The organism is Salmonella sp. SAL04162 (genome assembly GCF_046551535.1).
Classification (GTDB): Bacteria; Pseudomonadota; Gammaproteobacteria; order Enterobacterales; family Enterobacteriaceae; genus Salmonella; species Salmonella enterica.
Map to the genome: position 1 here is coordinate 358,360 of NZ_JBGDVX010000004.1, position 25,276 is coordinate 383,635.

Sequence of the window (25,276 nt, forward strand, 5' to 3'; positions counted from 1 at the left end):
TCGGGCATTGTTTTTGCCGTCAGTCTCATAAAGCTCACTTTGTTAACAACATTCGCTAATCTTTAATGCAGTATTAAAAGATTAACCGGTAACAAAGTGAGCCGTTATGACTGACAAAACTATTCCATTCTCGGTGCTGGATCTGGCGCCGATCCCTGAAGGATCTTCGGCAAAAGAAGCCTTCACGCACTCGCTTGATCTCGCACGGCTGGCTGAAAAGCGCGGCTATCACCGCTACTGGCTGGCGGAACATCACAACATGACCGGTATCGCCAGCGCGGCGACCTCGGTATTGATTGGTTATCTGGCGGCCAATACCACAACATTACATCTTGGCTCCGGCGGCGTGATGCTGCCTAACCATTCACCGCTGGTGATTGCCGAGCAGTTCGGCACGCTGAATACGCTCTACCCGGGACGTATCGACTTAGGGTTGGGACGCGCGCCGGGTAGCGATCAGCCGACAATGCGCGCGCTGCGTCGCCATATGAGCGGCGATATCGATAACTTTCCACGCGATGTCGCAGAGCTGGTGGACTGGTTCGACGCTCGCGACCCTAATCCGCATGTGCGCCCGGTTCCCGGCTACGGCGAGAAGATCCCGGTCTGGCTGTTGGGCTCCAGCCTGTATAGCGCACAGTTGGCGGCCCAGCTTGGCCTACCGTTCGCCTTTGCTTCGCATTTCGCGCCGGATATGTTGTTCCAGGCGCTGCATCTGTACCGTACCCAGTTCAAACCTTCAGCGCGGCTGGAAAAACCGTACGCGATGGTGTGTATCAATATTATCGCCGCCGACAGCAACCGCGACGCCGAATTCCTGTTTACCTCCATGCAGCAGGCTTTTGTGAAGCTACGCCGTGGGGAAACCGGCCAACTGCCGCCGCCGATTGAGAATATGGAGACCTTCTGGTCGCCATCCGAGCAGTATGGCGTGCAGCAGGCGCTGAGTATGTCGCTGGTCGGCGATAAAGCGAAAGTCCGCCACGGGCTGGAATCCATCCTGCGGGAAACCCAGGCGGATGAAATTATGGTCAACGGGCAGATTTTCGACCACCAGGCGCGGCTGCATTCGTTTGATTTGGCGATGGATGTGAAGCAGGAATTGTTGGGGTAGTGCGTTGTTTTGCCCGGAGGCGCTTCGCTTACCGGGCCTACAGCATCAAGTAGGCCGGATAAGGTGCAACCGCCATCCGGCACAATAACGTTACTGGTACACCGGCAGCAAATTAAAGCTCGACAGAATATGGATAACCGCGTTGCCGACACCGAAGACCAGAATCAGTACAATCATCGGCGTGCCGCCCCAGACGCGGAATTTCGGGCTGCCGAAACGTTCGCGAGATTTACGTGCTAACAGCGCAGGCACAATGGCCGCCCAGATAGTTGCAGCTAAACCTGCATAGCCAATGGCGTACAGAAAACCGTTCGGCCACAGCAGGCCACCGACAATTGGCGGCACAAACGTCAGCAGTGCGGTTTTAAAACGCCCCATTGCCGAGTCATCAAAACCAAACAGATCCGCCAGATAGTCAAACAGCCCCAGCGTCACGCCGAGGAAGGAACTGGCGACCGCAAAGTTAGAGAACACCACCAGCAGCAGATCCAGGCTGCGGCTGTTCAGCACGCCGCTTAACGCCTGTACCAGCACATCAATATTGCCGCCTTTCTGTGCAATGCCGATAAATTCTGGACGCGGGATGTTGCCCATCGTCCCCAGCAGCCAGACGGAATAGAGCGCCAGCGCCAGTAACGTTCCATAAATCAGGCATTTCACGATGGTGCGCGGATCTTTGCCGTAATATTTCATCAGGCTCGGTACGTTACCGTGATAACCAAAAGAGGCCAGACAAAATGGCAGCGTCATCAGCAGGTACGGCGTATATGACGCGTGGCTTTCAGCCACGTTAAACAACGTGGCAGGCTGAACGTGTCCTAACAGGCTGCCGAAGGTCAGGAAGAAAGTAATCACTTTCGCGCCCAGCACAATCGCCGTCATCCGACTGACCGCCTTCGTACTCAGCCACACGACAAACGCCACCAGCAGCGCAAAGGCAAAACCTGCCGCTCGCGCCGGAACGTTCAGCGACATCTCAGCAAAGGTATGATGCAGAATTGAGCCGCTCGCCGAGATATAGGCGTAAGTCAGGATGTAGAGCACAAAGGCAATAGAGATGCCGTTGACAATGTTCCAGCCTTTCCCCAACAGATCTTTGGTGATGGTGTCGAAACTCGAACCAATGCGGTAGTTAAGGTTGGCTTCGAGGATCATTAGCCCGGAGTGCAGCATACAAAACCAGGTAAAGACCAGCGCCGCCATCGACCAGAAGAACCACGCCCCGGACATGACCACCGGCAGGGAGAACATCCCCGCGCCAATGATGGTGCCGCCGATAATCACCACGCCGCCAAGCAGCGAAGGTGACGTTTGGGTGGTGGTAAGTGTTGCCATTCAGCTCTCTCTCCAGTCATTTATAGTGTGACTATCTCTCAATACGCTGCACTGTACCAGTACACGAGTACAAAAGAAATAAAAAAAGCCCCGATTGTGACGATCGGGGCTGTATATTTTACTTTACGCTGTGAATGCGCAGGTCAGCGTGAGTTACGCATCGCCGCCGAAACGACGGCGACCGGTAGAGTCATCACGACGCGGACCACGGCTTTCACGACGCTCGCCGCTGAAGCGACGACCATCACCACGACCACCTTCACGACGTTCGCCGCTGAAATTACGACCGCCTTCACGACGTTCGCCACTGAAGCTACGACCACCGCCGCGACGTTCGCCGCCCGCGTGCGGAACAGCATCACCCAACAACTGCATATTCATCGGCTTGTTCAGAATGCGGGTACGCGTGAAGTGCTGCAACACTTCGCCCGGCATACCTTTCGGCAGCTCGATGGTGGAGTGAGACGCGAACAGCTTAATGTTACCAATGTAACGGCTGCTGATGTCGCCTTCGTTAGCGATAGCGCCCACGATATGACGAACTTCAACGCCGTCATCACGGCCCACTTCAATGCGGTATAACTGCATATCGCCAACGTCACGACGTTCACGACGCGGACGTTCTTCACGGTCGCCACGCGGGCCACGGTCATTACGATCGCGCGGACCACGGTCGTCACGGTCACGGAATTCACGCTTGGGACGCATCGGCGCATCCGGCGGCAGAATCAGCGGACGCTCGCCCTGCGCCATTTTCAGCAGTGCGGCGGCCAGCGTTTCGAGATCCAGCTCTTCGCCTTCAGCAGACGGCTGGATTTTCGCCAGCAGCGCACGGTACTGATCCAGATCGCTGCTTTCCAGTTGCTGCTGAACTTTCGCGGCGAATTTTTCCAGACGGCGTTTACCCAGCAGTTCTGCGTTCGGCAGTTCCACTTCCGGAATGGTCAGCTTCATGGTGCGTTCGATGTTGCGCAGCAGACGACGCTCGCGGTTCTCAACGAACAGCAGCGCGCGACCGGCGCGACCCGCACGGCCGGTACGACCGATACGGTGAACGTAGGACTCGGAATCCATCGGGATATCGTAGTTCACCACCAGGCTGATACGTTCAACGTCCAGACCACGTGCCGCAACGTCGGTAGCGATCAGGATGTCCAGACGACCATCTTTCAGGCGTTCCAGAGTCTGCTCACGCAGCGCCTGGTTCATATCGCCATTCAACGCGGCGCTGTTGTAGCCGCTACGTTCCAGCGCTTCTGCTACTTCCAGGGTCGCGTTTTTGGTACGCACGAAGATAATCGCCGCATCAAAGTCTTCCGCTTCCAGGAAACGCACCAGCGCTTCGTTTTTACGCATACCCCAGACAGTCCAGTAGCTCTGGCTGATGTCAGGACGGGTAGTCACGCTGGACTGAATGCGCACTTCCTGCGGCTCTTTCATAAAGCGGCGGGTAATGCGACGAATCGCTTCCGGCATGGTGGCGGAGAACAGAGCGGTCTGATGACCTTCCGGGATCTGCGCCATAATAGTTTCAACGTCTTCGATGAAGCCCATACGCAGCATTTCGTCGGCTTCATCCAGCACCAGACCACTCAGTTTAGAGAGGTCGAGGGTGCCGCGTTTTAAGTGATCAAGCAGACGTCCCGGCGTACCGACAACGATCTGCGGCCCCTGACGCAGGGCGCGTAACTGCACGTCATAACGCTGACCGCCGTACAGGGCAACCACGTTTACGCCGCGCATGTGTTTAGAGAAATCCGTCATGGCTTCGGCAACCTGTACCGCCAGTTCGCGGGTTGGCGCCAGCACCAGAATCTGAGGTGCCTTCAGCTCAGGATCAAGATTGTTGAGCAGCGGTAAAGAGAACGCTGCGGTTTTGCCGCTACCGGTCTGGGCCATGCCCAGCACGTCGCGACCGCCCAGCAGATGCGGAATGCACTCTGCCTGGATTGGAGATGGTTTTTCGTAACCCAGATCGGTAAGGGCTTCAAGGATAGGAGCCTTCAGCCCCAGATCTGCAAAAGTGGTTTCGAATTCAGCCATGTAGTACGTGTGCCTCAAAATTAATGGCGGCCAGTCTACATAACTCATCATGAAATTGATCTGCAATTTTCATTGAAAAGTGTGAACCGGCTCAAAGTAGGTGTATTAACGAACAACAACGCCCTCACCCGCGAAGGTGATGGCAATCAAAAAGATTACGGGCTGATATGTTCGTCAGCTATTGCTGGTCCGATTCTGCCAGGTCATCTTGGTCCTGGCCCAGGAGCGATAATTCCAACAATGCGTATCGGTGCTCAACAAAGTTATGAACGTTGTTGGCCACCGCCAGTTTGAACAGAGCCGTGGCGCTGTCCAAATCCCCCAGACTTAGGTAATACTTACCTAAATAGAAGTTGGTTTCACTGAGATGCTCAGCGAGCGAGGTGTTATCCGTTGCGTCCGCCTTGAGCCTTTCCATCAGCGTTGCTTCGCTAATGTCGCCCAGGTAGAACTCGACAATGTTCCATCCCCATTGCTCTTTATCCGATTTTTCGAAGCGTGCTTTTAACGCTTCTTTCGCCTGCTTCTCATTAAGCTTCTGCTCAACAAGATACAGCCACAGGCTGCGGTAAGGATCATTGGGATCGTCTTGATAAAACGCCAGCAGATCATCTTGCGCTAACTTATCACGGCCGCCGTAATACAATGCGATACCGCGGTTTAAGTGCGCGTAGTTGTAAGTTGGATCAAGCTCTAGTACAGAATCAAACGCTTCATAGGCAGCATCAAAATTGCCTGCCTGCGTTAAATAAATGCCTAAGTAATTGAATACTTCAGGCATATCCGGTCTGATTGCCAGCGCTTGTGAAAAATCATTTCGCGCTAATGCCCTCAAACCAAGACTATCATACAACACTCCGCGCTCATATAAAAGCTGTGCGCGTTCGTCATCGGTTAAAGCCCGACTGGCAAGAATCTGTTCCATACGCGCCAGAATCACTTCCTGCTGTAAAGTCGGTTGCAATGGTACTGCGAGGACTTCACTTTTACGCCAGGCGGAATTACTGCATCCTGCAAGCGTAAGTGCTGTCGCAACGAAACACCAGCGCAAAAAAGGCTTCATTTCCCACTCCCGAAGACAACGATTGAATGAACGTCCTGTTCCCCGGTGGCTCAACAAGGCGTCCAGCCAGGTCTAAAGCCCTCCGCAGTGCGGAGGGCAAAAGGCTACCTTACTCGGCCTGTTCGCTCGCCGGAGCTTCCGGCGCAGCCGCAGGTTGAGACTGCTCGGTTGCTTCTTTAATGCTCAGACGTACACGGCCCTGGCGGTCAACTTCCAGAACCTTAACCGGGACTTCCTGACCCATCTGCAGATAGTCGGTCACTTTCTCTACACGCTTATCCGCGATTTGAGAGATGTGAACCAGACCTTCTTTACCGCCGCCGATGGCAACAAACGCGCCAAAGTCAACGATACGGGTCACTTTACCATTGTAGATACGGCCAACTTCGATCTCCGCGGTAATCTCTTCGATACGACGGATAGCGTATTTCGCTTTTTCACCGTCGGTCGCCGCGATCTTCACAGTACCGTCATCTTCGATTTCGATGGTGGTGCCGGTCTCTTCAGTCAGCGCGCGGATCACAGAACCGCCTTTACCGATCACGTCTTTGATCTTGTCCGTGCTGATCTTGATGGTATGGATACGCGGCGCAAATTCAGAGATATCGCCGCGCGGCGCGTTGATCGCCTGTTCCATCACGCCCAGGATGTGCAGACGCGCACCTTTAGCCTGGTTCAACGCAACCTGCATGATCTCTTTGGTGATACCTTCAATTTTGATATCCATCTGCAGCGCAGAGATACCGTCGCGGGAACCCGCCACTTTGAAGTCCATATCGCCCAGGTGATCTTCGTCGCCCAGAATGTCAGACAGTACAACGTAGTTGTCGCCTTCTTTCACCAGACCCATAGCGATACCTGCTACGGCGGCTTTAATTGGCACGCCAGCGTCCATCAGCGCCAGAGAAGCGCCGCACACGGAAGCCATAGAGGAAGAACCGTTGGATTCGGTGATTTCAGACACCACGCGAACGGTGTACGGGAATTTATCCATGTCCGGCATCACTGCCAGCACGCCGCGCTTCGCCAGACGACCGTGACCAATTTCACGACGCTTCGGAGAACCGACCATGCCGGTTTCGCCTACGGAGTACGGAGGGAAGTTGTAGTGGAACAGGAAGCTATCAGTGCGCTCGCCCATCAGTTCATCAAGCACCTGCGCGTCACGAGCAGTACCCAGAGTCGCGGTAACCAGCGCCTGCGTTTCACCACGGGTAAACAGAGCGGAACCGTGAGTACGCGGCAGCACGCCAGTGCGCACGTCCAGACCACGGATCATGTCTTTTTCACGGCCATCAATACGCGGCTCGCCTGCCAGTACGCGGCTACGCACCACGTTTTTCTCAATAGCGTGCAGGATTTCGCCCAGCTCGTTAGCATCCAGAGTTTCATCTTCTGCAATAAGCTGCTCGATGGTTTCGGATTTGATTACGTCAACCTGAGCATAGCGTTCTTGTTTATCGGTGATGCGGTACGCGTCGCTCAGACGAGATTCAGCAAGCGCAGCAACACGCGCGTTCAACGCGTCGTTGACGGCTTCCGGCTGCCAGTCCCAACGTGGTTTACCGGCTTCTTTCACCAGATCGTTGATCGCCTGGATAACAACCTGCTGCTGCTCGTGACCGAATACCACCGCGCCCAGCATAGTGTCTTCGCTCAGCAGTTCAGCTTCGGATTCCACCATCAGCACAGCCGCTTCGGTACCGGCAACCACCAGGTCCAGCTTGCTTTCTTTCAGCTCGTCCTGGGTCGGGTTCAGCACGTACTGGTCATTGATGTAACCTACGCGCGCCGCGCCGATTGGGCCGTTGAACGGAATGCCGGACAGCGACAGCGCAGCAGATGCGCCGATCATCGCCACGATATCCGGGTTAACCTGCGGGTTAACGGAAACGACGGTCGCGATAACCTGCACTTCGTTAACGAAGCCTTCCGGGAACAGCGGACGAACCGGGCGGTCAATCAGACGCGCGATCAGGGTTTCGCCTTCGCTTGGACGGCCTTCACGACGGAAGAAGCTGCCCGGGATACGACCAGCAGCGTAGGTACGCTCCTGATAGTTAACGGTCAGTGGGAAGAAGTCCTGGCCTGGCTTGGCTTTTTTCTGGCCGACAACGGTAACGAATACGGCGGTGTCATCCATGCTTACCATAACAGCGGCAGTGGCCTGACGCGCCATCATGCCAGTTTCCAGCGTAACGGTATGCTGACCGTACTGGAATTTACGAACGATCGGATTAAGCAAAATAATATCCTTTCCAATTTTTGACGGCATAATACGCGCCGTCGTTAATACCCGATCTTCTGCGCATCCTCGCGACTAATGACAACCCTAACCCTGATATGGGTAAAGCCTCTCATTAGCCGCGCGAACCTCTGCAACGGAAGATCATTCATAGCAACAATACATTAGTTTCCAGCGAATTGCTGCCATCTGCTGGAAAAAAGGGGCCATGAAGGCCCCCTCTTTCTGAAACTCGAAAGAATTAGCGACGCAGACCCAGACGCTCAATCAGCGCGGTGTAGCGTGCAACATCTTTACGTTTCAGGTAGTCGAGCAGTTTACGACGCTGAGAAACCATACGCAGCAGACCACGACGGCTGTGGTGATCTTTTTTATGCTCTGCAAAGTGACCCTGCAGGTGGTTAATCTGTGCAGTCAACAGAGCAACCTGAACATCGGTAGAACCGGTGTCGTTTGCGTCACGACCGAACTCAGAAACGATTTTAGCTGTAGCTTCAGTACTTAGAGACATTTTAAAACTCCAAAGTATTTAAGAATGAGAGGACGCCGATCTCTAATTCAGCGATCCCAGTGTACGCCGTGTAAACTGTTAAATAATTTACGCGACGTTAAGCGGCGGTATTCTACTCGCAGCGCTCTCTTATCGCAAGACGAAGCGACGTTACGCTGGGTACTCTACTACCAGCCGACGAGGCGCGACACGGCCTTCGTCGTCAATTTCGCCCATACCGATAAATTTATCGTCTTCACCTTCCGTCACACGAACCAGTCCCTTCAACGGCGCGCCCGAGGTACGAACCGGGTTGCCATTCTTGAAGTATACCGAAGATGTTAACGGCAGATTAACAACAGGATAGTCCGAAGCTGGACTGTCCATTGGCATCAATAATGGATCGAGCAACTGCGCCGCCGGAACGCCCTGCTGTTCCGCCTGTGCTACCAGCTCGCGCAAGTGCTCCAGCGTCACCATTCGCTCAATCGGATACTTGCTGACCGTCAGACGACGCAGGTACGTTACGTGCGCGCCACAGCCCAGTTTCTCACCTAAATCATCAATAATGGTACGAATATAGGTGCCTTTGGAGCAGTGAACTTCCAGCTCCAGCTCGTTACCTTCATGGCGAATAAACAGCAGCTCATAGACGGTAATCGGGCGGCCTTCGCGCGGCACTTCGATACCCTGGCGGGCATATTCGTACAGCTTCTTGCCCTGATACTTCAGCGCCGAATACATCGACGGAATCTGTTCGATATCCCCACGAAAGGTCTCCAGCGCGCTCGCAAGCTGCTCAGCGCTGAAAGTCACCGGACGCTCCTGCACGATTTGACCATCGGCGTCAGAGGTATCCGTGCGCTGCCCCAGACGGGCAATAACACGATAGCGTTTGTCAGAATCCAGCAGGTACTGCGAAAATTTTGTCGCTTCGCCGAGGCAAATCGGCAACATGCCGGTCGCCAGCGGGTCCAGCGCGCCGGTATGCCCGGCGCGGTTGGCATTGTAGATGCGCTTAACTTTCTGCAGCACGTCATTGCTGGACATACCCTGCGGCTTATCCAGCAGCAGCACGCCGTGAATGTCGCGGCCACGACGACGAGGACGACTCATCAGTCCTCCTTGCTGTCGTCCGGGTTCACACGACGTTCTTCGTCATGTTTCACCACGTTAGTCACCAGGTTGGACATACGCATCCCTTCCACCAGCGAGTTGTCGTAGAAGAAGGTCAGTTCCGGTACGATGCGCAGACGCATCGCTTTACCCAGCAAGCTGCGGATGAAACCAGACGCTTCCTGCAGGGCCTTAATGCCGTTTTTCACAGCCGCTTCGTCCTGATCGTTGAGGAACGTCACGAATACTTTGGCGTATGCCAGATCGCGGGACATTTCAACACCCGATACGGTGGTCATCATACCTACACGTGGATCTTTGATTTCGCGTTGCAGGATGAGCGCGATCTCTTTCTGCATCTCTTGCGCTACGCGCTGAGGGCGACCAAATTCTTTCGCCATAATAAATTCTCCAGAATAAAGACAAAAAAGGGGCCATAAGCCCCTTTTTAAATTTCTTGCCGGGTGGCGCTTCGCTTACCCGGCCTACGCCTAATCATCTTCTAAGGATTTTGGATTGCAACAAGGCGGCAAGCTCGTAAATCCCCGGGAGCATAGATAACTATGTGACCGGGGTGAGCGAGCGCAGCCAACGCCGTTGCGGCCCAAAAGACGACGAAGATTAAGCGATAGTACGTTGGATCTCGATAATCTCGAATACTTCGATCATATCGCCAACGCGAACGTCGTTGTAGTTCTTCACGCCGATACCACATTCCATGCCGTTACGGACTTCGTTAACGTCATCTTTGAAGCGGCGCAGGGATTCCAGCTCGCCTTCATAGATAACCACGTTGTCACGCAGAACGCGGATTGGGTTATGGCGTTTAATCGTACCTTCGGTAACCATACAGCCCGCGATCGCGCCGAATTTCGGCGATTTGAACACATCGCGCACTTCAGCCAGACCGATGATCTGCTGTTTCAGTTCCGGAGACAGCATACCGCTCATCGCCGCTTTCACTTCGTCGATCAGGTTATAGATGACGGAGTAGTAACGCAGATCCAGGCTTTCAGATTCGATCACTTTACGCGCAGAGGCATCGGCACGAACGTTGAAGCCCACCAGAATGGCGTTGGACGCCGCAGCCAGGGTCGCGTCGGTTTCGGTGATACCACCTACGCCAGAACCGATGATCTTCACTTTCACTTCGTCGGTAGACAGTTTCAGCAAGGAGTCGGAGATCGCTTCCACAGAACCCTGTACGTCGGCCTTCAGCACGATGTTCACTTCGTGAACTTCGCCTTCGGTCATGTTGGCGAACATGTTCTCGAGTTTAGATTTCTGCTGACGCGCCAGTTTAACTTCACGGAATTTACCCTGACGATACAGAGCAACTTCACGGGCTTTCTTCTCGTCGCGAACGACGGTCACTTCGTCACCCGCAGCCGGAACGCCGGACAGGCCGAGGATTTCCACCGGAATGGACGGACCCGCTTCCAGCACTTCCTGACCCAGTTCGTTACGCATCGCACGCACGCGGCCGTATTCGAAGCCACACAGCACGATATCGCCCTTATGCAGCGTACCTTCGCGTACCAGAACGGTAGCCACCGGACCACGACCTTTATCCAGGAAGGATTCGATCACCGCGCCGCTCGCCATACCTTTGCGTACCGCTTTCAGTTCCAGAACTTCGGCCTGCAGCAGGATAGCATCAAGCAGTTCGTCAATACCGGTACCCGCTTTCGCAGACACGTGAACGAACTGGCTTTCACCGCCCCACTCTTCCGGCAGAATGCCGTACTGGGACAGTTCGTTCTTAACGCGATCCGGATCGGCTTCCGGCTTATCGATTTTGTTCACCGCAACCACGACCGGCACACCTGCCGCTTTCGCGTGCTGGATAGCTTCGATAGTCTGCGGCATCACACCGTCGTCTGCCGCTACCACCAGAACCACGATATCCGTTGCCTGGGCGCCGCGAGCACGCATAGAAGTAAACGCGGCGTGACCCGGGGTATCCAGGAAGGTGATCATCCCGTTGTCAGTTTCAACGTGGTAAGCACCGATGTGCTGGGTAATGCCGCCCGCTTCGCCAGAGGCTACTTTCGTGGAACGAATGTAGTCCAGCAGAGAGGTTTTACCGTGGTCAACGTGACCCATGATGGTCACAACCGGTGCGCGCGGTTCAGCCGCAGCGCCGGTATCACGGTCGCTCATTACCGCTTCTTCCAGTTCGTTTTCACGACGCAGGATAACTTTGTGGCCCATCTCTTCGGCAACCAGCTGTGCGGTTTCCTGGTCGATGACCTGGTTGATGGTGGCCATGGCGCCCAGCTTCATCATCGCTTTGATGACCTGAGAACCTTTCACCGCCATCTTGTTCGCCAGTTCGCCAACGGTGATGGTTTCACCGATCACCACGTCGCGGTTAACGGCCTGAGCGGGCTTCTGGAAGCCTTGCTGTAAAGAAGACCCTTTACGCTTGCCGCCTTTACCGCCGCGAACCGCAGCACGCGCTTCTTCGCGATCGGCTTTGGATTCGGCATGTTTGCCTTTTTTCGCCGGACGCGCCGCTTTTGCATTACGGCCACGACCACGACCGCCTTCAACTTCACGATCGTTTTCGTCTTCGGCCTGGCGCGCGTGCTGAGAAGTGGTGACATGATAGTCACTGGTGTCTTCTACTGGCTCAGGCGTTGCGGTCCATTTGTTTTCTTCCGCCATGCGGCGAGCTTCTTCTGCTACACGACGCGCTTCTTCTTCGAGTTTGCGACGTGCTTCTTCTTCCGCTTTACGCTTCAGCTCTGCAGCTTCATTCTCACGGCGGGCTTTTTCGGCCTGGGCGGTTTTGGTCATATCGTCAGTCTGTTGATTGCTCACTTTGTCTTTTTCCGCAGCTTCACGTTTCGCTTTTTCAGCGGCTTCACGCTTAGCTTGTTCTGCGGCCTCGCGTTCAGCTTTTTGTTGCGCCTCGCGTTTGGCCTGTTCTTCTGCCTCACGACGGGCTTGCTCTTCCGCTTCACGCTGCGCCTGCTCTTCCGCGGCCAGGCGTTCAGCCTCTTGCGGATCGCGTTTCACAAAGGTGCGCTTCTTGCGGACTTCGATTTGTACCGATTTACTTTTTCCACCGGTACCTGGAATATTCAGGGTACTGCGCGTCTTACGCTGCAGCGTCAGTTTATCGGGACCAGAAACCGCTTCGCGGTTCAGGTGCGCCAGTAAAGTCTGTTTTTCTTGTGCGGACACAGAGTCGTCAGCAGATTTCCGGATACCTGCATCAGCAAACTGCTGTACCAGGCGATCCACGGAAACCTGTCTCTCTGCGGCCAGCGCTTTTAGGGTTACATCTGTCATGCTGTTCCTTCCTGCTACAGTTTATTACGCTTCGTCGCCGAACCAGCAAATATTACGGGCAGCCATAATCAGCTCACCGGCTTTTTCGTCGGTCAACCCTTCGATATCAGCCAGATCATCAATGCCCTGGTCGGCGAGATCTTCCAGCGTACAAACACCACGAGCCGCCAGTTTGAAAGCCATATCGCGATCTAATCCTTCCAGATTCAGCAGATCGTCAGCCGGTTTGTTATCACCGAGGCTTGCTTCCTGGTCCTGCGCCAGAGTGGCCAGTGCGTTTTTAGCACGCTCGCGCAGTGCTTCAACGGTCGGCTCATCAAGGCCGTCAATTTCCAGCAGTTCTTTCATTGGCACATAGGCCAGTTCTTCGAGCGTGGAGAAACCTTCTTCTACCAGAACGGTCGCGAACTCTTCATCAATATCAAGATATTTAGTAAAGATCTCGATAGCGGCATGTGCTTCAGCCTGATGTTTAGCCTGCAAGTCATCAACGGTCATTACGTTGAGTTCCCAGCCGCTCAATTGCGAAGCCAGGCGGACGTTCTGACCATTACGTCCGATCGCCTGCGCCAGATTACCGGCTTCAACGGCGATATCCATGGTATGTTTATCTTCGTCCACCACGATAGACGCGACGTCTGCCGGTGCCATCGCATTAATGACGAACTGCGCCGGGTTATCATCCCACAGCACGATATCGATACGCTCACCGCCCAGTTCGGTAGAGACCGCCTGAACGCGCGCGCCGCGCATCCCCACACAAGCGCCGACCGGATCGATACGTTTATCGTTAGTTTTCACTGCGATTTTCGCACGAGAACCCGGATCGCGAGCCGCCGCTTTAATTTCAATCACTTCTTCGCCGATTTCCGGCACTTCGATGCGGAACAGTTCGATCAGCATTTCCGGCTTGGAACGGGTGACGAACAGCTGCGCGCCACGCGCTTCCGGGCGAACAGCATACAGCACGCCGCGAATACGGTCGCCAGGGCGGAAGTTTTCGCGCGGCAGCATATCTTCACGCAGAATCACCGCTTCAGCGTTACCGGCCATCCCTTCGGATTTAATTTCCAGAGAGATATTGTCGCGGTTCACTTTCTTCACCACGCCAGTGACGATTTCGCCTTCCTGGTCGCGGAACTGATCGACAACCATCGCCCGTTCAGCTTCACGGACCTTCTGTACGATAACCTGTTTCGCAGTCTGCGTGGTGATACGGTCAAAGGTGACAGATTCAATCTGATCTTCAACATAGTCGCCGACATTCAGGCTTTCGTCTTCAAAACGCGCCGCTTCCAGCGTAATTTCCTTCGTCGGCATGGTCACTTCTTCAACGATCAACCAACGGCGGAAAGTATCAAAATCACCGCTTTTACGATCGATTTCTACACGAACATCGATCTCCTGCTCATATTTTTTCTTTGTTGCTGTCGCCAGCGCACTTTCCAGCGCTTCAAAAATTTTTTCGCGTGGCAGCGCTTTTTCGTTGGAGACGGCTTCAACAACAGCCAAAATTTCTTTGTTCATCGCGGGCTTTTCACCTCATCCAGACTGTTAAAAGTGGGGAACCAGGTTCGCCTTCTGGATATTACTCAGCGCGAACACTTCATCTTTGCCTTCGACTGTGACGGTAATCATTTCACCGTCCACCGCTTTGATAATGCCCTGCCACTTGCGACGGTTCTGTACCGCCATGCGAAGAACCAGCGCGACTTCTTCACCCTGGAAACGCGCATAGTGATCGGCAGTGAACATAGGACGGTCGAGACCCGGTGACGAGACTTCAAGGTTGTAAGCCACGGAGATAGGATCTTCAACGTCCAGCACCGCGCTTACCTGGTGGCTCACATCAGCACAATCATCAACATTGATGCCATCTTCACTATCAATATAGATGCGCAGTGTGGATGTGCGACCGCGAATAAATTCGATGCCGACCAGCTCGTAGCCTAAGGCTTCAACTGGCGCTGTAATCATCTCTGTTAATTTTTGCTCTAATGTGGACAAGCCCACCCCCAAGACATAAAAAAAGGGCCTAAAGCCCAGTTATTCTGTAGTCAGATAACAAAAAACCCCGATAAATCGGGGCTTTAGATAACTGAACCCTATAACCGCAACGGCGGTCTGGTGTACCTTCCGAAAGAATTTTTTTCAAATCCAGCTACGAAGGACATAATCTTCACAGTATATTTGAAAAAGAACTCTAAGGGAAAGTGGTTGCGGGGGCCGGATTTGAACCGACGACCTTCGGGTTATGAGCCCGACGAGCTACCAGGCTGCTCCACCCCGCGCCTGAAACGTGGCAAATTCTACTCGTTTTGGGTAAAAAATGCAAATACTGCTGGGATTTGGTACCGAGGACGGGACGTAAAATCTGCGCACAGTATAGTGACCAGGCATGAGTTATGTCAACCCTATTCCCAATATGCAGATGAATGAATATCACTCTTCGTTATACTCATCCCACCTCTCCGGCTTATACACGCATTTCACAACGTTATTTCAGTAAACCTTCACTAAATGCTTCCTGTCTCTGCTAAAAGATGATTAAATGAAAACTCATTTATTTTGCATAAAAATGCACTAAAGCAGAAACCGATCTCATTATCAGTCAATCAAGCAGGGTTCTATTCTATGACGACGATTCTTAAGCATCTTCCAGCAGGTCAACGTATTGGTATCGCTTTTTCCGGCGGTCTGGACACCAGCGCCGCGCTGCTGTGGATGCGACAAAAAGGAGCTGTCCCATATGCCTATACTGCGAATCTGGGACAACCGGATGAGGATGACTATGACGCCATTCCTCGTCGCGCAATGGAGTATGGCGCAGAGAATGCTCGCCTGATTGATTGCCGCAAGCAGTTGGTTGCAGAAGGGATCGCAGCGATTCAGTGCGGCGCTTTCCATAATACGACTGGCGGACTGACCTATTTCAATACCACGCCGCTGGGCCGTGCCGTGACCGGCACGATGCTGGTCGCCGCGATGAAAGAAGACGGCGTGAATATCTGGGGCGACGGCAGCACCTATAAAGGCAACGATATTGAACGTTTCTATCGTTACGGCTTGCTGACCAACGCCGAGCTGCAGATTTACAAACCGTGGCTGGATACCGACTTTATCGATGAGCTGGGTGGTCGCCATGAGATGTCTGAATTTATGATTGCCTGCGGTTTCGACTATAAGATGTCAGTCGAAAAAGCCTACTCCACCGACTCCAACATGCTCGGCGCCACGCATGAAGCGAAAGATCTGGAGTTTCTTAACTCCAGCGTCAAGATCGTCAACCCGATTATGGGCGTGAAGTTCTGGGACGAGAGCGTGAAGATCCCGGCAGAAGAGGTGACCGTCCGCTTCGAGCAGGGTCACCCTGTTGCCCTGAACGGTAAAACCTTCAGCGATGATGTTGAGATGATGCTGGAAGCGAACCGCATCGGTGGCCGTCACGGCCTGGGCATGAGCGACCAAATTGAAAACCGCATCATTGAAGCAAAAAGCCGCGGTATTTATGAAGCCCCTGGGATGGCGCTGCTGCACATCGCTTACGAGCGTCTGCTGACCGGTATTCACAACGAAGACACCATTGAACAGTATCATTCACATGGTCGTCAGCTGGGTAAATTGCTGTATCAGGGCCGCTGGTTCGACTCTCAGGCGCTGATGCTGCGTGACGGCCTGCAACGTTGGGTCGCCAGCCAGATTACCGGTGAGGTCACACTCGAGTTGCGTCGCGGCAACGACTACTCCATCCTGAACACGGTGTCTGACAACCTGACCTATAAGGCTGAGCGTCTGACCATGGAGAAAGGCGAGTCCGTGTTCTCACCGGACGATCGTATCGGTCAGTTGACGATGCGTAATCTGGACATTACCGATACCCGCGAGAAACTGTTCGGCTACGCGAAAGCGGGTCTGTTGACCGCCTCTTCCGCGACCGGTCTGCCGCAGGTTGAGAATCTGGAAAACAAAGCGAAGTAAACATTTATCATTTTAAGGCCGCGAAAGCGGCCTTTTTTATGCGCGGAATATAAGGTGTCTGTTGGCCTGATAAACGTAGCGCCATCATGGGTTGTAATAATGTCGGATGGCGGCGTAACGTCTTATCCGACCTACAGACAACCACAAATAACAAACGAAAAAAAAGACGCTTTTCAGCGTCTTTCTTTCGGAATATTGGTACCGAGGACGGGACTTGAACCCGTAAGCCCTATTGGGCACTACCACCTCAAGGTAGCGTGTCTACCAATTCCACCACCTCGGCACGGATACTGCTATTAGCGCGGGATATCGCTGGTCGGCTGGGCCGGTGCAGCAGGTTGAGTCTGCTCGGTCTTCGCCGGCGCGCTCAGATTTTCCCACTCGCTTCCTTTATTGGTTTTGTTGCTATTGATATTACCCAACACCAGACTGATGATGAAGAACAGCGTCGCCAATACCGCCGTCATTCGGGTCATGAAGTTACCAGAACCACTTGAACCAAATAGCGTAGCGGAAGCGCCTGCTCCGAAGGAGGCTCCCATATCAGCGCCTTTACCTTGCTGCAGCATGATCAGACCTACAAGGCCAATTGCCACAATAAGGAAAACAACTAAAAGAGCTTCGTACATAATCAACCTGTTCCTTGCGGAGTTGCCGCGTACCAATGCTTCTACCAATAAAGCGGGATTTTTACTGTTTCCCACTGAAGCGGGTGTGAATACTAACCAAAGCGAATGACCTTCGCAAGGGCAATTTAAGCGCATTGTATCAACTGCGGAAAAAAACAGCAAAAGCGTTGTTTTTTGCGGGCAGTAAGGCGGCAACCGCCGCCTTTTTAGTCACTTAAACGCTTAAACGGCTTTTACCGCATCCGCGATACGATGGGCGAATGCCGTAACCTGCGCTTCATCCTCGCCTTCCACCATCACGCGAATCAACGGTTCGGTACCGGATTTACGTAGCAGTACCCGCCCACGATTGCCGAGCGTGGCTTCTACGTCCGCCGTTACCGCTTTCACCGCTTCATTTTCCAGCGGATCGCCGCTACCGGCGGTGTAACGCACGTTAACCAGAATCTGCGGGAACATTTTCATACCGCTGCACAGATCGTGCAGACTCATATGATTACGCACCATCGCCGCCAGAACTTGTAGCCCCGCTACAATACCGTCGCCAGTGGTCGTTTTATCCAGCAGAATAACGTGACCAGAGTTTTCCGCGCCGATGCGCCAGCCTTTTTCCTGCAATTTTTCCAGCACGTAGCGGTCGCCCACTTTCGCCCGGGCAAACGGAATGCCAAGCTGCTTGAGCGCCAGCTCCAGCCCCATATTGCTCATCAGCGTTCCCACCGCGCCGCCGCGCAGTTGCCCCTGGCGCAGCCCTTCGCGTGCGATGATATACATGATCTGATCGCCATCGACTTTATTGCCTTCATGGTCAACCATGATGACCCGGTCGCCGTCGCCGTCAAGCGCGATGCCGAGGTCCGCCTTCTCCGCCAACACGCGCGCCTGCAACGCGCGCACGTCGGTCGCGCCCACTTCTTCGTTAATGTTGACGCCGTTTGGCTCACAGCCGATGGCGATAACGGTCGCGCCCAGCTCGCGCAGCACATTCGGCGCGATATGGTAGGTAGCACCGTTGGCGCAATCCACAACCACTTTCAGGCCATTGAGGCTCAGTTCGTTCGGGAAGGTGCCTTTACAGAACTCAATATAGCGTCCGGCGGCGTCGACGATGCGGCTGGCTTTACCCAGCTCGGCGGAGTCTACGCAGGTGATCTCTTTTTCCATTTCGGCTTCGATGGCTTCTTCCACATCGTCAGGCAGTTTCGTACCGTCGATAGAGAAGAATTTAATGCCGTTATCATAGAACGGGTTATGCGAAGCCGAGATAACGATACCCGCCTCCGCGCGGAAAGTCCGCGTCAGATAGGCGACGGCTGGCGTTGGCATAGGTCCGGTAAACGAGGCCGACAGTCCCGCAGCGGCAAGGCCCGCCTCCAGCGCGGACTCCAGCATATAGCCGGAAATACGCGTATCTTTACCGATAATGATTTTACGCGAGCCATGACGCGCCAGCACTTTTCCGGCAGCCCAACCCAGTTTAAGCACGAAATCAGGTGTAATGGGGGCGTTGCCTACACGTCCGCGAATCCCATCGGTACCGAAATATTTACGATTACTCATAGCGTTTGTTTCCCTTTGCAGACAGAGTGGCTTCTACCACCCGCATCGCCTCTACGGTTTCTTTGACGTCATGGACGCGAATGATCTGCGCGCCCTGCATCGCGGCAATTACCGCGCACGCAAGGCTGCCGTTCAGACGGTCTGATGGTCCCACGTTAAGTAACTGACCAACCATCGTTTTACGTGACATGCCCACCAGCAGCGGCAGGTTAAAATGATGAAACTCACCCAGTCGCGCCAGTAAGGTATAATTGTGAGAGAGATTTTTACCGAAACCGAATCCGGGGTCGAGCAACAATTTCTCTTTTGCGATGCCGGCCTTCTCACAACGTGCTATTTGCTCAATAAAGTAGCGATTCACCTCGGCAAAGACATCGTCATATTTCGGCGCCTCCTGCATGGTTTTGGGGTTGCCCTGCATGTGCATAAGACTGACCGGCAAGCCGGTTTCCGCTGCCGCTTCCAACGCGCCGGGTTCGGAGAGCGAACGGACATCATTGATAATATGCGCGCCCGCCCTTGCCGCTTCACGGATCACCTCGGGTTTAGAGGTATCCACAGAAATCCACACTTCAAAGCGTTGCGCGATTGCTTCCAGTACCGGAATAACGCGATCCAGCTCTTCTTCCACGCTCACTTCCGCCGCGCCTGGTCGCGTTGATTCCCCCCCCACATCAATAATTGTCGCCCCGGCATTCACCATTAAATTCGCATGTTTCACCGCCTCAATCAGCGTGTTATGCGCGCCGCCGTCGGAGAACGAATCCGGCGTTACGTTCAGGATCCCCATAACATGCGGATGAGTGAGATCGAGCGTGGCGCCCTGAGCGAAGAGTTTCATGGTTAAAATCCCTGTTTTATTTGTGGTGAGTTAAAAAAAGAAAAACCCCGGGGCAAGCCCCAGGGTTTCGGTGAGCGCTAAACATAATGTTGTACAACAAACGCTTATTTGTCGCCCAGCTGCTCTGACATCGTGTTGCCCGGGTTCGGCGTGCGTGGTTCATCAACCGGACGCGGCGCCTGAGGCGTACCATTGCTGTCAGAGTTATTGGTGCCGTTTGGATCTTCCCAGCCCGCAGGCGGACGCACTTCACGACGCGCCATCAGGTCATCAATCTGCGGCGCATCGATGGTTTCATATTTCATCAGCGCATCTTTCATCGCGTGCAGAATATCCATATTGTCAGTCAGGATCTGACGAGCGCGATTGTAGTTACGTTCAATCAGCGCTTTCACTTCCTGGTCGATGATACGCGCAGTTTCATCAGACATATGTTTCGCTTTTGCGACGCTACGGCCGAGGAACACTTCGCCCTCTTCTTCCGCATACAGCAGCGGACCAAGTTTGTCGGAGAAGCCCCACTGAGTCACCATGTTACGCGCCAGGTTAGTCGCGACTTTAATGTCGTTCGACGCCCCGGTAGAAACATGCTCAACGCCGTAGATGATCTCTTCCGCCAGACGACCGCCGTACAGGGTGGAGATCTGGCTTTCCAGCTTCTGACGGCTGGCGCTGATCGCGTCGCCTTCAGGCAGGAAGAAGGTCACGCCCAGCGCACGACCGCGCGGGATAATCGTCACTTTGTGCACCGGATCGTGTTCCGGCACCAGGCGACCGATAATCGCGTGGCCCGCTTCGTGGTACGCGGTCGACTCTTTCTGCGCTTCCGTCATCACCATGGAGCGACGTTCGGCGCCCATCATGATTTTGTCTTTCGCTTTCTCGAACTCAACCATCGACACTACGCGTTTGTTGCCGCGTGCGGCAAACAGCGCCGCTTCGTTGACCAGGTTCGCTAGGTCCGCACCGGAGAAGCCCGGCGTACCGCGCGCAATGATCGCCGCATCAATATCCGTCGCTAACGGTACGCGACGCATATGCACCTTCAGAATCTGCTCACGACCGCGAACATCCGGCAGGCCTACCACCACCTGACGGTCGAAACGACCAGGACGCAGCAGCGCCGGGTCAAGGACGTCCGGACGGTTAGTTGCGGCGATAACGATGATACCTTCGTTACCTTCGAAGCCGTCCATCTCAACCAGCATCTGGTTCAACGTCTGCTCACGTTCATCGTGACCGCCGCCCAGACCTGCGCCACGCTGGCGGCCTACGGCGTCGATTTCATCGATGAAGATAATGCACGGCGCCGCTTTTTTGGCCTGTTCGAACATGTCACGCACACGAGACGCGCCGACACCGACGAACATTTCCACAAAGTCAGAACCGGAAATCGTAAAGAACGGCACCTTCGCTTCACCCGCAATGGCTTTTGCCAGCAGGGTTTTACCGGTACCCGGCGGGCCGACCATCAGGACGCCTTTCGGAATTTTACCGCCCAGCTTCTGGAAACGGCTCGGTTCACGCAGGTATTCAACCAGTTCCGCCACTTCTTCTTTCGCTTCGTCACAACCCGCAACGTCAGCAAACGTGGTTTTGATCTGATCTTCCGTCAGCATACGCGCCTTGCTCTTACCGAACGACATGGCGCCTTTGCCACCGCCGCCCTGCATCTGACGCATGAAGAAGATCCAGACGCCGATCAGCAACAGCATCGGGAACCAGGAAATGAAGATAGAAGCCAGCAGGCTTGGCTCTTCAGGTGGTTCGCCAACAACCTTGACGTTTTTAGTCAGCAGGTTATCAAGCAGCTTCGGATCATTAATCGGAATGTAAGTCGTGTAACGGTTACTATCTTTCTTGGTAACGTTGATCTCACGTCCGTTGATACGCGCTTCGCGAACCTGGTCCTGATTGACCTCTTGCAGGAAGGTAGAGTAATCCACCTTACGGCCATTAGACTCGCTGGGCCCAAAGCTCTGGAATACTGACATCAGCACAACGGCAATGACCAGCCAGAGTATTAGGTTTTTCGCCATGTCACTCAAGGGATTAACCTCTTATTACAACTGTGTTAAAAACAGCGTCAGGATACTCTATATCCAGTTTCTTTCAAACCTTACGTCTGAAATCTGCCGGTTATCACTTTCGCCCGGTCGCTACAATGTACACTTCACGCGAACGCGCACGCGAAGAGTCCGGCTTACGAACTTTAACCTTCGTAAACAGGGAGCGAATTTCCCTTAGATACTCATCGAAACCTTCGCCCTGGAACACCTTCACTACAAAACTTCCGCCTGGCGCCAGCACATCGCGGCACATCTCTAACGCCAGCTCCACCAGATACATGGCGCGGGGGATATCCACCGCCGGTGTTCCGCTCATGTTTGGTGCCATATCCGACATGACAACTTGTACTTTACTGTCACCCACGCGTTCCAGTAACGCTTTCATGACAAGTTCATCACGAAAATCGCCCTGAAGAAAGTCCACACCAACGATAGGATCCATAGGTAAAAGATCACAAGCGATGATGCGGCCTTTGCCGCCAATCTGCGTGACCACATACTGTGACCAGCCTCCTGGCGCAGCGCCGAGATCGACTACCGTCATTCCCGGCTTAAAAAGTTTGTCACTTTGCTGTATTTCATCAAGTTTAAACCAGGCACGGGAGCGTAGCCCCTTTTTCTGCGCCTGTTGAACATATTTATCGCTAAAGTGTTCCTGAAGCCAGCGGCTTGAGCTGGCAGAACGCTTTTTACCTGTCATTTAACTTTCCCGTCGGGGCAGTTCATCGTAGCCAATGGCGTAAATTTCTACACGCCTATTTGGCGATATAAGGGAGATGGCGGTAGAATGACCCGTTTTCAATCCCAACGTAAGCAAAAATATACGATGAATCTGAGTACTAAACAAAAACAGCACCTAAAAGGTCTGGCACATCCGCTCAAGCCTGTTGTTATGCTTGGCAATAATGGTTTGACCGAAGGGGTACTGGCCGAGATTGAACAAGCGTTAGAGCACCATGAACTTATCAAGGTGAAAATCGCCTCGGAAGATCGCGAAACAAAAACCTTGATCGTGGACGCTATCGTGCGCGAAACCGGCGCCTGTAACGTACAGGTCATCGGTAAAACGCTGGTACTGTATCGCCCAACTAAAGAGCGTAAAATCTCGCTGCCGCGTTAAGGATATCCTAAAGTCGAACACAAAATCTGTGTAAAACGAGGGGTTTTCCACGAGCAGGAGAGCAAAATGCCACGCTCTCTCCGTTGATAAAAGGCCGCTATGCGGCCTTTTTCCTTTCTTTACAATACACCAACAATTTGCGTATTGAGTACTGCTTAAAGGTATTCCACTTTAAGCACTTCGTATTCCACATCACCGCCAGGCGTTTTGATCACCACGACGTCATCCTGCTCTTTGCCGATCAGGCCGCGAGCGATTGGCGAGTTTACCGAAATGAGATTTTGCTTAAAATCCGCCTCATCATCGCCAACAATACGATAGGTCTGCTCTTCGTCGGTGTCCAGGTTCAGCACCGTGACGGTAGCGCCGAAAATCACGCGACCATTGTTCGGCATTTTAGTGACATCAATCACCTGCGCATTCGACAGTTTTGCTTCGATATCTTTAATGCGCCCTTCGCAGAAACCCTGCTGTTCGCGTGCAGCATGATACTCCGCGTTTTCTTTTAAATCGCCATGTTCGCGCGCTTCGGCGATAGCGGCGATGATTTCAGGACGGCGCACAGATTTCAGAAAATCCAGCTCTTCGCGCAGTTTTTCGGCTCCGCGTAAGGTCATCGGAATAGCTTGCATTTGTTATACCTCTTGAACATTCCTGTAGGGGGCAATGAACTCTACCCCGGCTGCTAAGCCAGCCCCGGCATATGCCATACCAGGGTCAGAAGCAAAAAAACACCAACCCGGGCGCGCAGTCCCAGGTCAGCTACAATTTCCTCTTTGATAACCATTTTACCCTGGAGTTCCCTATGGGTCATCGTTTACTTTTTAGGGCGTTGCGCCGTAGTATGACGGCTTGTTTCCAGGGTGTTAGCGCGAGATTATGCGATTTTCCAGATTTATCATCGGATTGACCACCAGTATAGCGTTCAGCGTTCAGGCCGCGAATATTGACGAATACATCAAACAGCTTCCGGCCGGCGCCAACCTCGCGCTGATGGTGCAAAAGATTGGCGCGCCCGCGCCGGCTATTGATTATCATAGTCAGCAGATGGCGCTTCCCGCCAGTACCCAAAAGGTGATTACCGCGCTGGCGGCGCTGATTCAACTCGGCCCGGATTTCCGTTTTACGACCACGCTGGAGACTAAAGGCAACGTCGATAACGGCATCCTGAAAGGTGACTTAATTGCGCGATTCGGTGGCGATCCAACGCTAAGACGTCAGGATATTCGCAATATGGTCGCGACGCTGAAAAAGTCAGGCGTCACGCAAATCGACGGTAATGTGCTTATCGACACGTCGATTTTCGCCAGCCACGATAAAGCGCCAGGCTGGCCGTGGAACGACCTGACGCAGTGTTTCAGCGCGCCTCCCGCCGCCGCCATTGTTGACCGCAACTGTTTTTCTGTGTCGCTTTATAGCGCGCAAAAACCAAACGATTTAGCCTTTATTCGCGTGGCCTCTTATTATCCGGTAACGATGTTCAGCCAGGTACGGACTCTGCCGCGCGGTTCGGCAGACGCGCAGTATTGCGAGCTGGATGTTGTGCCTGGCGATTTGAACCGTTATACGCTTACCGGCTGTTTACCACAGCGCGCCGACCCGCTGCCGCTGGCCTTTGCTATTCAGGACGGCGCCAGCTACGCGGGCGCGATCCTCAAGCAGGAACTGAAAGAGGCCGGGATAACTTACCGCGGCACGCTGCTGCGCCAGACGCAGGTTAACGAGCCCGGAACGATCGTCGCCAGTAAACAGTCGGCGCCACTGCACGATCTGCTTAAGATTATGCTGAAAAAGTCAGACAACATGATCGCCGATACTGTTTTTCGGATGATTGGTCATGTCAGGTTTAACGTGCCTGGCACCTGGCGGGCGGGATCGGATGCCGTTCGCCAGATCCTGCGCCAACAGGCGGGAATTGATATCGGCAATACCATTATTGCCGACGGTTCCGGTCTTTCTCGCCATAACCTGATCGCTCCCGCCACGATGATGCAGGTGCTGCAATATATCGCCCAACACGATAACGAGCTGAACTTTATCTCTATGCTGCCGCTGGCGGGCTATGATGGTTCATTGCAATACCGCGCCGGGCTGCATCAGGCGGGCGTAGACGGTAAGGTTTCGGCGAAAACCGGGTCGCTGCAGGGCGTGTACAACCTGGCGGGCTTTATTACCACCGCAAGCGGGCAACGGATGGCATTTGTACAGTATTTGTCCGGCTACGCGGTTCCACCTGCCGATCAGCGTAATCGCCGAATCCCGCTGGTACGCTTCGAGAGTCGGTTGTATAAGGATATTTATCAGAATAACTGAGTGCATTATTGCCGGATGGCGGCGCTAACGCGTCTTATCCGGCCTACAACGAACATAATA

At 53.8% G+C, this 25,276-nt stretch carries 21 protein-coding genes and 2 tRNA genes; 4 read left to right on the forward strand and 19 right to left on the reverse strand.

Annotation, left to right across the window (positions count from 1 at the left end; translation table 11 throughout):
* Window positions 1-106: 106 nt before the first annotated feature.
* Window positions 107-1,114 (forward strand): luciferase-like monooxygenase, encoded by a 1,008-nt coding sequence (locus ACLJRH_RS10715; RefSeq protein WP_000130432.1) that lies wholly within the window; start codon window positions 107-109, stop codon window positions 1,112-1,114.
* 90 nt (window positions 1,115-1,204) lie between these two features.
* On the opposite strand, the gene mtr is transcribed toward ACLJRH_RS10715, so the two are convergent.
* The 12 genes from mtr to ACLJRH_RS10775 all read right to left on the reverse strand — a co-directional run bounded on the left by mtr (window position 1,205) and on the right by ACLJRH_RS10775 (window position 14,997).
* Entirely contained in the window at window positions 1,205-2,449 is a 1,245-nt protein-coding gene (mtr, locus tag ACLJRH_RS10720) for a tryptophan permease (RefSeq protein WP_000224374.1), read from the reverse strand.
* A 153-nt stretch (window positions 2,450-2,602) separates the two neighbouring features.
* Entirely contained in the window at window positions 2,603-4,492 is a 1,890-nt protein-coding gene (gene deaD / locus ACLJRH_RS10725) for an ATP-dependent RNA helicase DeaD (RefSeq protein ID WP_000807248.1), read from the reverse strand.
* Window positions 4,485-4,565: a protein YrbN gene (gene yrbN / locus ACLJRH_RS10730; RefSeq protein WP_010723222.1), complete on the reverse strand. Its 81-nt coding sequence runs from the start codon at window positions 4,563-4,565 to the stop codon at window positions 4,485-4,487. The genes deaD and yrbN overlap by 8 nt, the downstream gene beginning before the upstream one ends.
* Window positions 4,566-4,670: 105 nt before the next feature.
* Window positions 4,671-5,555, reverse strand: coding sequence for a lipoprotein NlpI (gene nlpI, locus ACLJRH_RS10735; RefSeq protein ID WP_000802069.1), 885 nt, complete (start codon window positions 5,553-5,555; stop codon window positions 4,671-4,673).
* Window positions 5,556-5,664: 109 nt separating this feature from the next.
* Window positions 5,665-7,800, reverse strand: coding sequence for a polyribonucleotide nucleotidyltransferase (pnp, locus tag ACLJRH_RS10740; RefSeq protein ID WP_001670767.1), 2,136 nt, complete (start codon window positions 7,798-7,800; stop codon window positions 5,665-5,667).
* A 241-nt stretch (window positions 7,801-8,041) separates the two neighbouring features.
* The gene (gene rpsO, locus ACLJRH_RS10745; RefSeq protein WP_000059465.1) at window positions 8,042-8,311 is read right to left on the reverse strand and encodes a 30S ribosomal protein S15; all 270 of its coding nucleotides are present in this window, start codon (window positions 8,309-8,311) and stop codon (window positions 8,042-8,044) included.
* A 150-nt stretch (window positions 8,312-8,461) separates the two neighbouring features.
* Window positions 8,462-9,406 carry a tRNA pseudouridine(55) synthase TruB gene (gene truB, locus ACLJRH_RS10750; protein WP_023137152.1) on the reverse strand — a complete coding sequence of 315 codons (945 nt, stop codon included), beginning with the start codon at window positions 9,404-9,406 and terminating at the stop codon, window positions 8,462-8,464.
* On the reverse strand, window positions 9,406-9,807 hold the full coding sequence (gene rbfA / locus ACLJRH_RS10755; protein ID WP_001040208.1) for a 30S ribosome-binding factor RbfA: 402 nt from the start codon (window positions 9,805-9,807) through the stop codon (window positions 9,406-9,408). Before rbfA ends, truB begins: the two co-directional genes overlap by 1 nt.
* A 220-nt stretch (window positions 9,808-10,027) precedes the next feature.
* Window positions 10,028-12,706, reverse strand: coding sequence for a translation initiation factor IF-2 (infB, locus tag ACLJRH_RS10760; RefSeq protein ID WP_000133064.1), 2,679 nt, complete (start codon window positions 12,704-12,706; stop codon window positions 10,028-10,030).
* A 24-nt stretch (window positions 12,707-12,730) separates the two neighbouring features.
* A complete protein-coding gene (nusA, locus tag ACLJRH_RS10765; RefSeq protein ID WP_001031038.1) occupies window positions 12,731-14,233 on the reverse strand; it encodes a transcription termination factor NusA in 1,503 nt (500 codons plus the stop codon).
* Between the two features lie 27 nt (window positions 14,234-14,260).
* Entirely contained in the window at window positions 14,261-14,713 is a 453-nt protein-coding gene (rimP, locus tag ACLJRH_RS10770) for a ribosome maturation factor RimP (RefSeq protein WP_000105461.1), read from the reverse strand.
* A 207-nt stretch (window positions 14,714-14,920) separates the two neighbouring features.
* A tRNA-Met gene (locus ACLJRH_RS10775) sits at window positions 14,921-14,997 on the reverse strand.
* A 343-nt stretch (window positions 14,998-15,340) separates the two neighbouring features.
* Here ACLJRH_RS10775 and argG point away from each other — a divergent pair.
* A complete protein-coding gene (gene argG, locus ACLJRH_RS10780; RefSeq protein ID WP_000207645.1) occupies window positions 15,341-16,684 on the forward strand; it encodes an argininosuccinate synthase in 1,344 nt (447 codons plus the stop codon).
* A gap of 196 nt (window positions 16,685-16,880) precedes the next feature.
* On the opposite strand, the gene ACLJRH_RS10785 is transcribed toward argG, so the two are convergent.
* The 6 genes from ACLJRH_RS10785 to rlmE all read right to left on the reverse strand — a co-directional run bounded on the left by ACLJRH_RS10785 (window position 16,881) and on the right by rlmE (window position 22,483).
* Window positions 16,881-16,967 (reverse strand) — tRNA-Leu (locus ACLJRH_RS10785).
* 13 nt (window positions 16,968-16,980) lie between these two features.
* Window positions 16,981-17,313 carry a preprotein translocase subunit SecG gene (secG, locus tag ACLJRH_RS10790; RefSeq protein ID WP_000272680.1) on the reverse strand — a complete coding sequence of 111 codons (333 nt, stop codon included), beginning with the start codon at window positions 17,311-17,313 and terminating at the stop codon, window positions 16,981-16,983.
* Between the two features lie 222 nt (window positions 17,314-17,535).
* Window positions 17,536-18,873 carry a phosphoglucosamine mutase gene (gene glmM / locus ACLJRH_RS10795; RefSeq protein ID WP_000071169.1) on the reverse strand — a complete coding sequence of 446 codons (1,338 nt, stop codon included), beginning with the start codon at window positions 18,871-18,873 and terminating at the stop codon, window positions 17,536-17,538.
* Window positions 18,866-19,714 (reverse strand): dihydropteroate synthase, encoded by an 849-nt coding sequence (folP, locus tag ACLJRH_RS10800; RefSeq protein ID WP_000764711.1) that lies wholly within the window; start codon window positions 19,712-19,714, stop codon window positions 18,866-18,868. Before folP ends, glmM begins: the two co-directional genes overlap by 8 nt.
* 104 nt (window positions 19,715-19,818) lie before the next feature.
* Window positions 19,819-21,753, reverse strand: a complete 1,935-nt coding sequence (ftsH, locus tag ACLJRH_RS10805; RefSeq protein WP_023137153.1) for an ATP-dependent zinc metalloprotease FtsH — start codon at window positions 21,751-21,753, stop codon at window positions 19,819-19,821.
* Window positions 21,754-21,856: 103 nt separating this feature from the next.
* Complete coding sequence (gene rlmE / locus ACLJRH_RS10810; protein ID WP_000145974.1) at window positions 21,857-22,483, reverse strand: 23S rRNA (uridine(2552)-2'-O)-methyltransferase RlmE; 627 nt, start codon at window positions 22,481-22,483, stop codon at window positions 21,857-21,859.
* Window positions 22,484-22,609: 126 nt separating this feature from the next.
* Between rlmE and yhbY the strand changes: the two genes are divergently transcribed.
* Window positions 22,610-22,903: a ribosome assembly RNA-binding protein YhbY gene (yhbY, locus tag ACLJRH_RS10815; RefSeq protein WP_001592995.1), complete on the forward strand. Its 294-nt coding sequence runs from the start codon at window positions 22,610-22,612 to the stop codon at window positions 22,901-22,903.
* A gap of 155 nt (window positions 22,904-23,058) precedes the next feature.
* Here yhbY and greA read toward each other — a convergent pair whose 3' ends face one another.
* Window positions 23,059-23,535 (reverse strand): transcription elongation factor GreA, encoded by a 477-nt coding sequence (gene greA, locus ACLJRH_RS10820; protein WP_001148008.1) that lies wholly within the window; start codon window positions 23,533-23,535, stop codon window positions 23,059-23,061.
* A 247-nt stretch (window positions 23,536-23,782) separates the two neighbouring features.
* On the opposite strand from greA, the gene dacB reads away from it, so the two are divergent.
* Entirely contained in the window at window positions 23,783-25,216 is a 1,434-nt protein-coding gene (dacB, locus tag ACLJRH_RS10825) for a serine-type D-Ala-D-Ala carboxypeptidase (RefSeq protein WP_001212675.1), read from the forward strand.
* Window positions 25,217-25,276 lie beyond the last annotated feature (60 nt).

Excerpts from the sequence above, each read along its gene's own strand:
- ACLJRH_RS10715 (WP_000130432.1), top strand. The coding sequence starts at position 107 with ATGACTGACAAAACTATTCCATTCTCGGTGCTGGATCTGGCGCCGATC.
- mtr (WP_000224374.1), bottom strand. The coding sequence starts at position 2,449 with ATGGCAACACTTACCACCACCCAAACGTCACCTTCGCTGCTTGGCGGC.
- deaD (WP_000807248.1), bottom strand. The coding sequence starts at position 4,492 with ATGGCTGAATTCGAAACCACTTTTGCAGATCTGGGGCTGAAGGCTCCT.
- yrbN (WP_010723222.1), bottom strand. The coding sequence starts at position 4,565 with ATGAAAATTGCAGATCAATTTCATGATGAGTTATGTAGACTGGCCGCC.
- nlpI (WP_000802069.1), bottom strand. The coding sequence starts at position 5,555 with ATGAAGCCTTTTTTGCGCTGGTGTTTCGTTGCGACAGCACTTACGCTT.
- rpsO (WP_000059465.1), bottom strand. The coding sequence starts at position 8,311 with ATGTCTCTAAGTACTGAAGCTACAGCTAAAATCGTTTCTGAGTTCGGT.
- truB (WP_023137152.1), bottom strand. The coding sequence starts at position 9,406 with ATGAGTCGTCCTCGTCGTCGTGGCCGCGACATTCACGGCGTGCTGCTG.
- rbfA (WP_001040208.1), bottom strand. The coding sequence starts at position 9,807 with ATGGCGAAAGAATTTGGTCGCCCTCAGCGCGTAGCGCAAGAGATGCAG.
- infB (WP_000133064.1), bottom strand. The coding sequence starts at position 12,706 with ATGACAGATGTAACCCTAAAAGCGCTGGCCGCAGAGAGACAGGTTTCC.
- nusA (WP_001031038.1), bottom strand. The coding sequence starts at position 14,233 with ATGAACAAAGAAATTTTGGCTGTTGTTGAAGCCGTCTCCAACGAAAAA.
- argG (WP_000207645.1), top strand. The coding sequence starts at position 15,341 with ATGACGACGATTCTTAAGCATCTTCCAGCAGGTCAACGTATTGGTATC.
- secG (WP_000272680.1), bottom strand. The coding sequence starts at position 17,313 with ATGTACGAAGCTCTTTTAGTTGTTTTCCTTATTGTGGCAATTGGCCTT.
- glmM (WP_000071169.1), bottom strand. The coding sequence starts at position 18,873 with ATGAGTAATCGTAAATATTTCGGTACCGATGGGATTCGCGGACGTGTA.
- folP (WP_000764711.1), bottom strand. The coding sequence starts at position 19,714 with ATGAAACTCTTCGCTCAGGGCGCCACGCTCGATCTCACTCATCCGCAT.
- ftsH (WP_023137153.1), bottom strand. The coding sequence starts at position 21,753 with ATGGCGAAAAACCTAATACTCTGGCTGGTCATTGCCGTTGTGCTGATG.
- rlmE (WP_000145974.1), bottom strand. The coding sequence starts at position 22,483 with ATGACAGGTAAAAAGCGTTCTGCCAGCTCAAGCCGCTGGCTTCAGGAA.
- yhbY (WP_001592995.1), top strand. The coding sequence starts at position 22,610 with ATGAATCTGAGTACTAAACAAAAACAGCACCTAAAAGGTCTGGCACAT.
- greA (WP_001148008.1), bottom strand. The coding sequence starts at position 23,535 with ATGCAAGCTATTCCGATGACCTTACGCGGAGCCGAAAAACTGCGCGAA.
- dacB (WP_001212675.1), top strand. The coding sequence starts at position 23,783 with ATGCGATTTTCCAGATTTATCATCGGATTGACCACCAGTATAGCGTTC.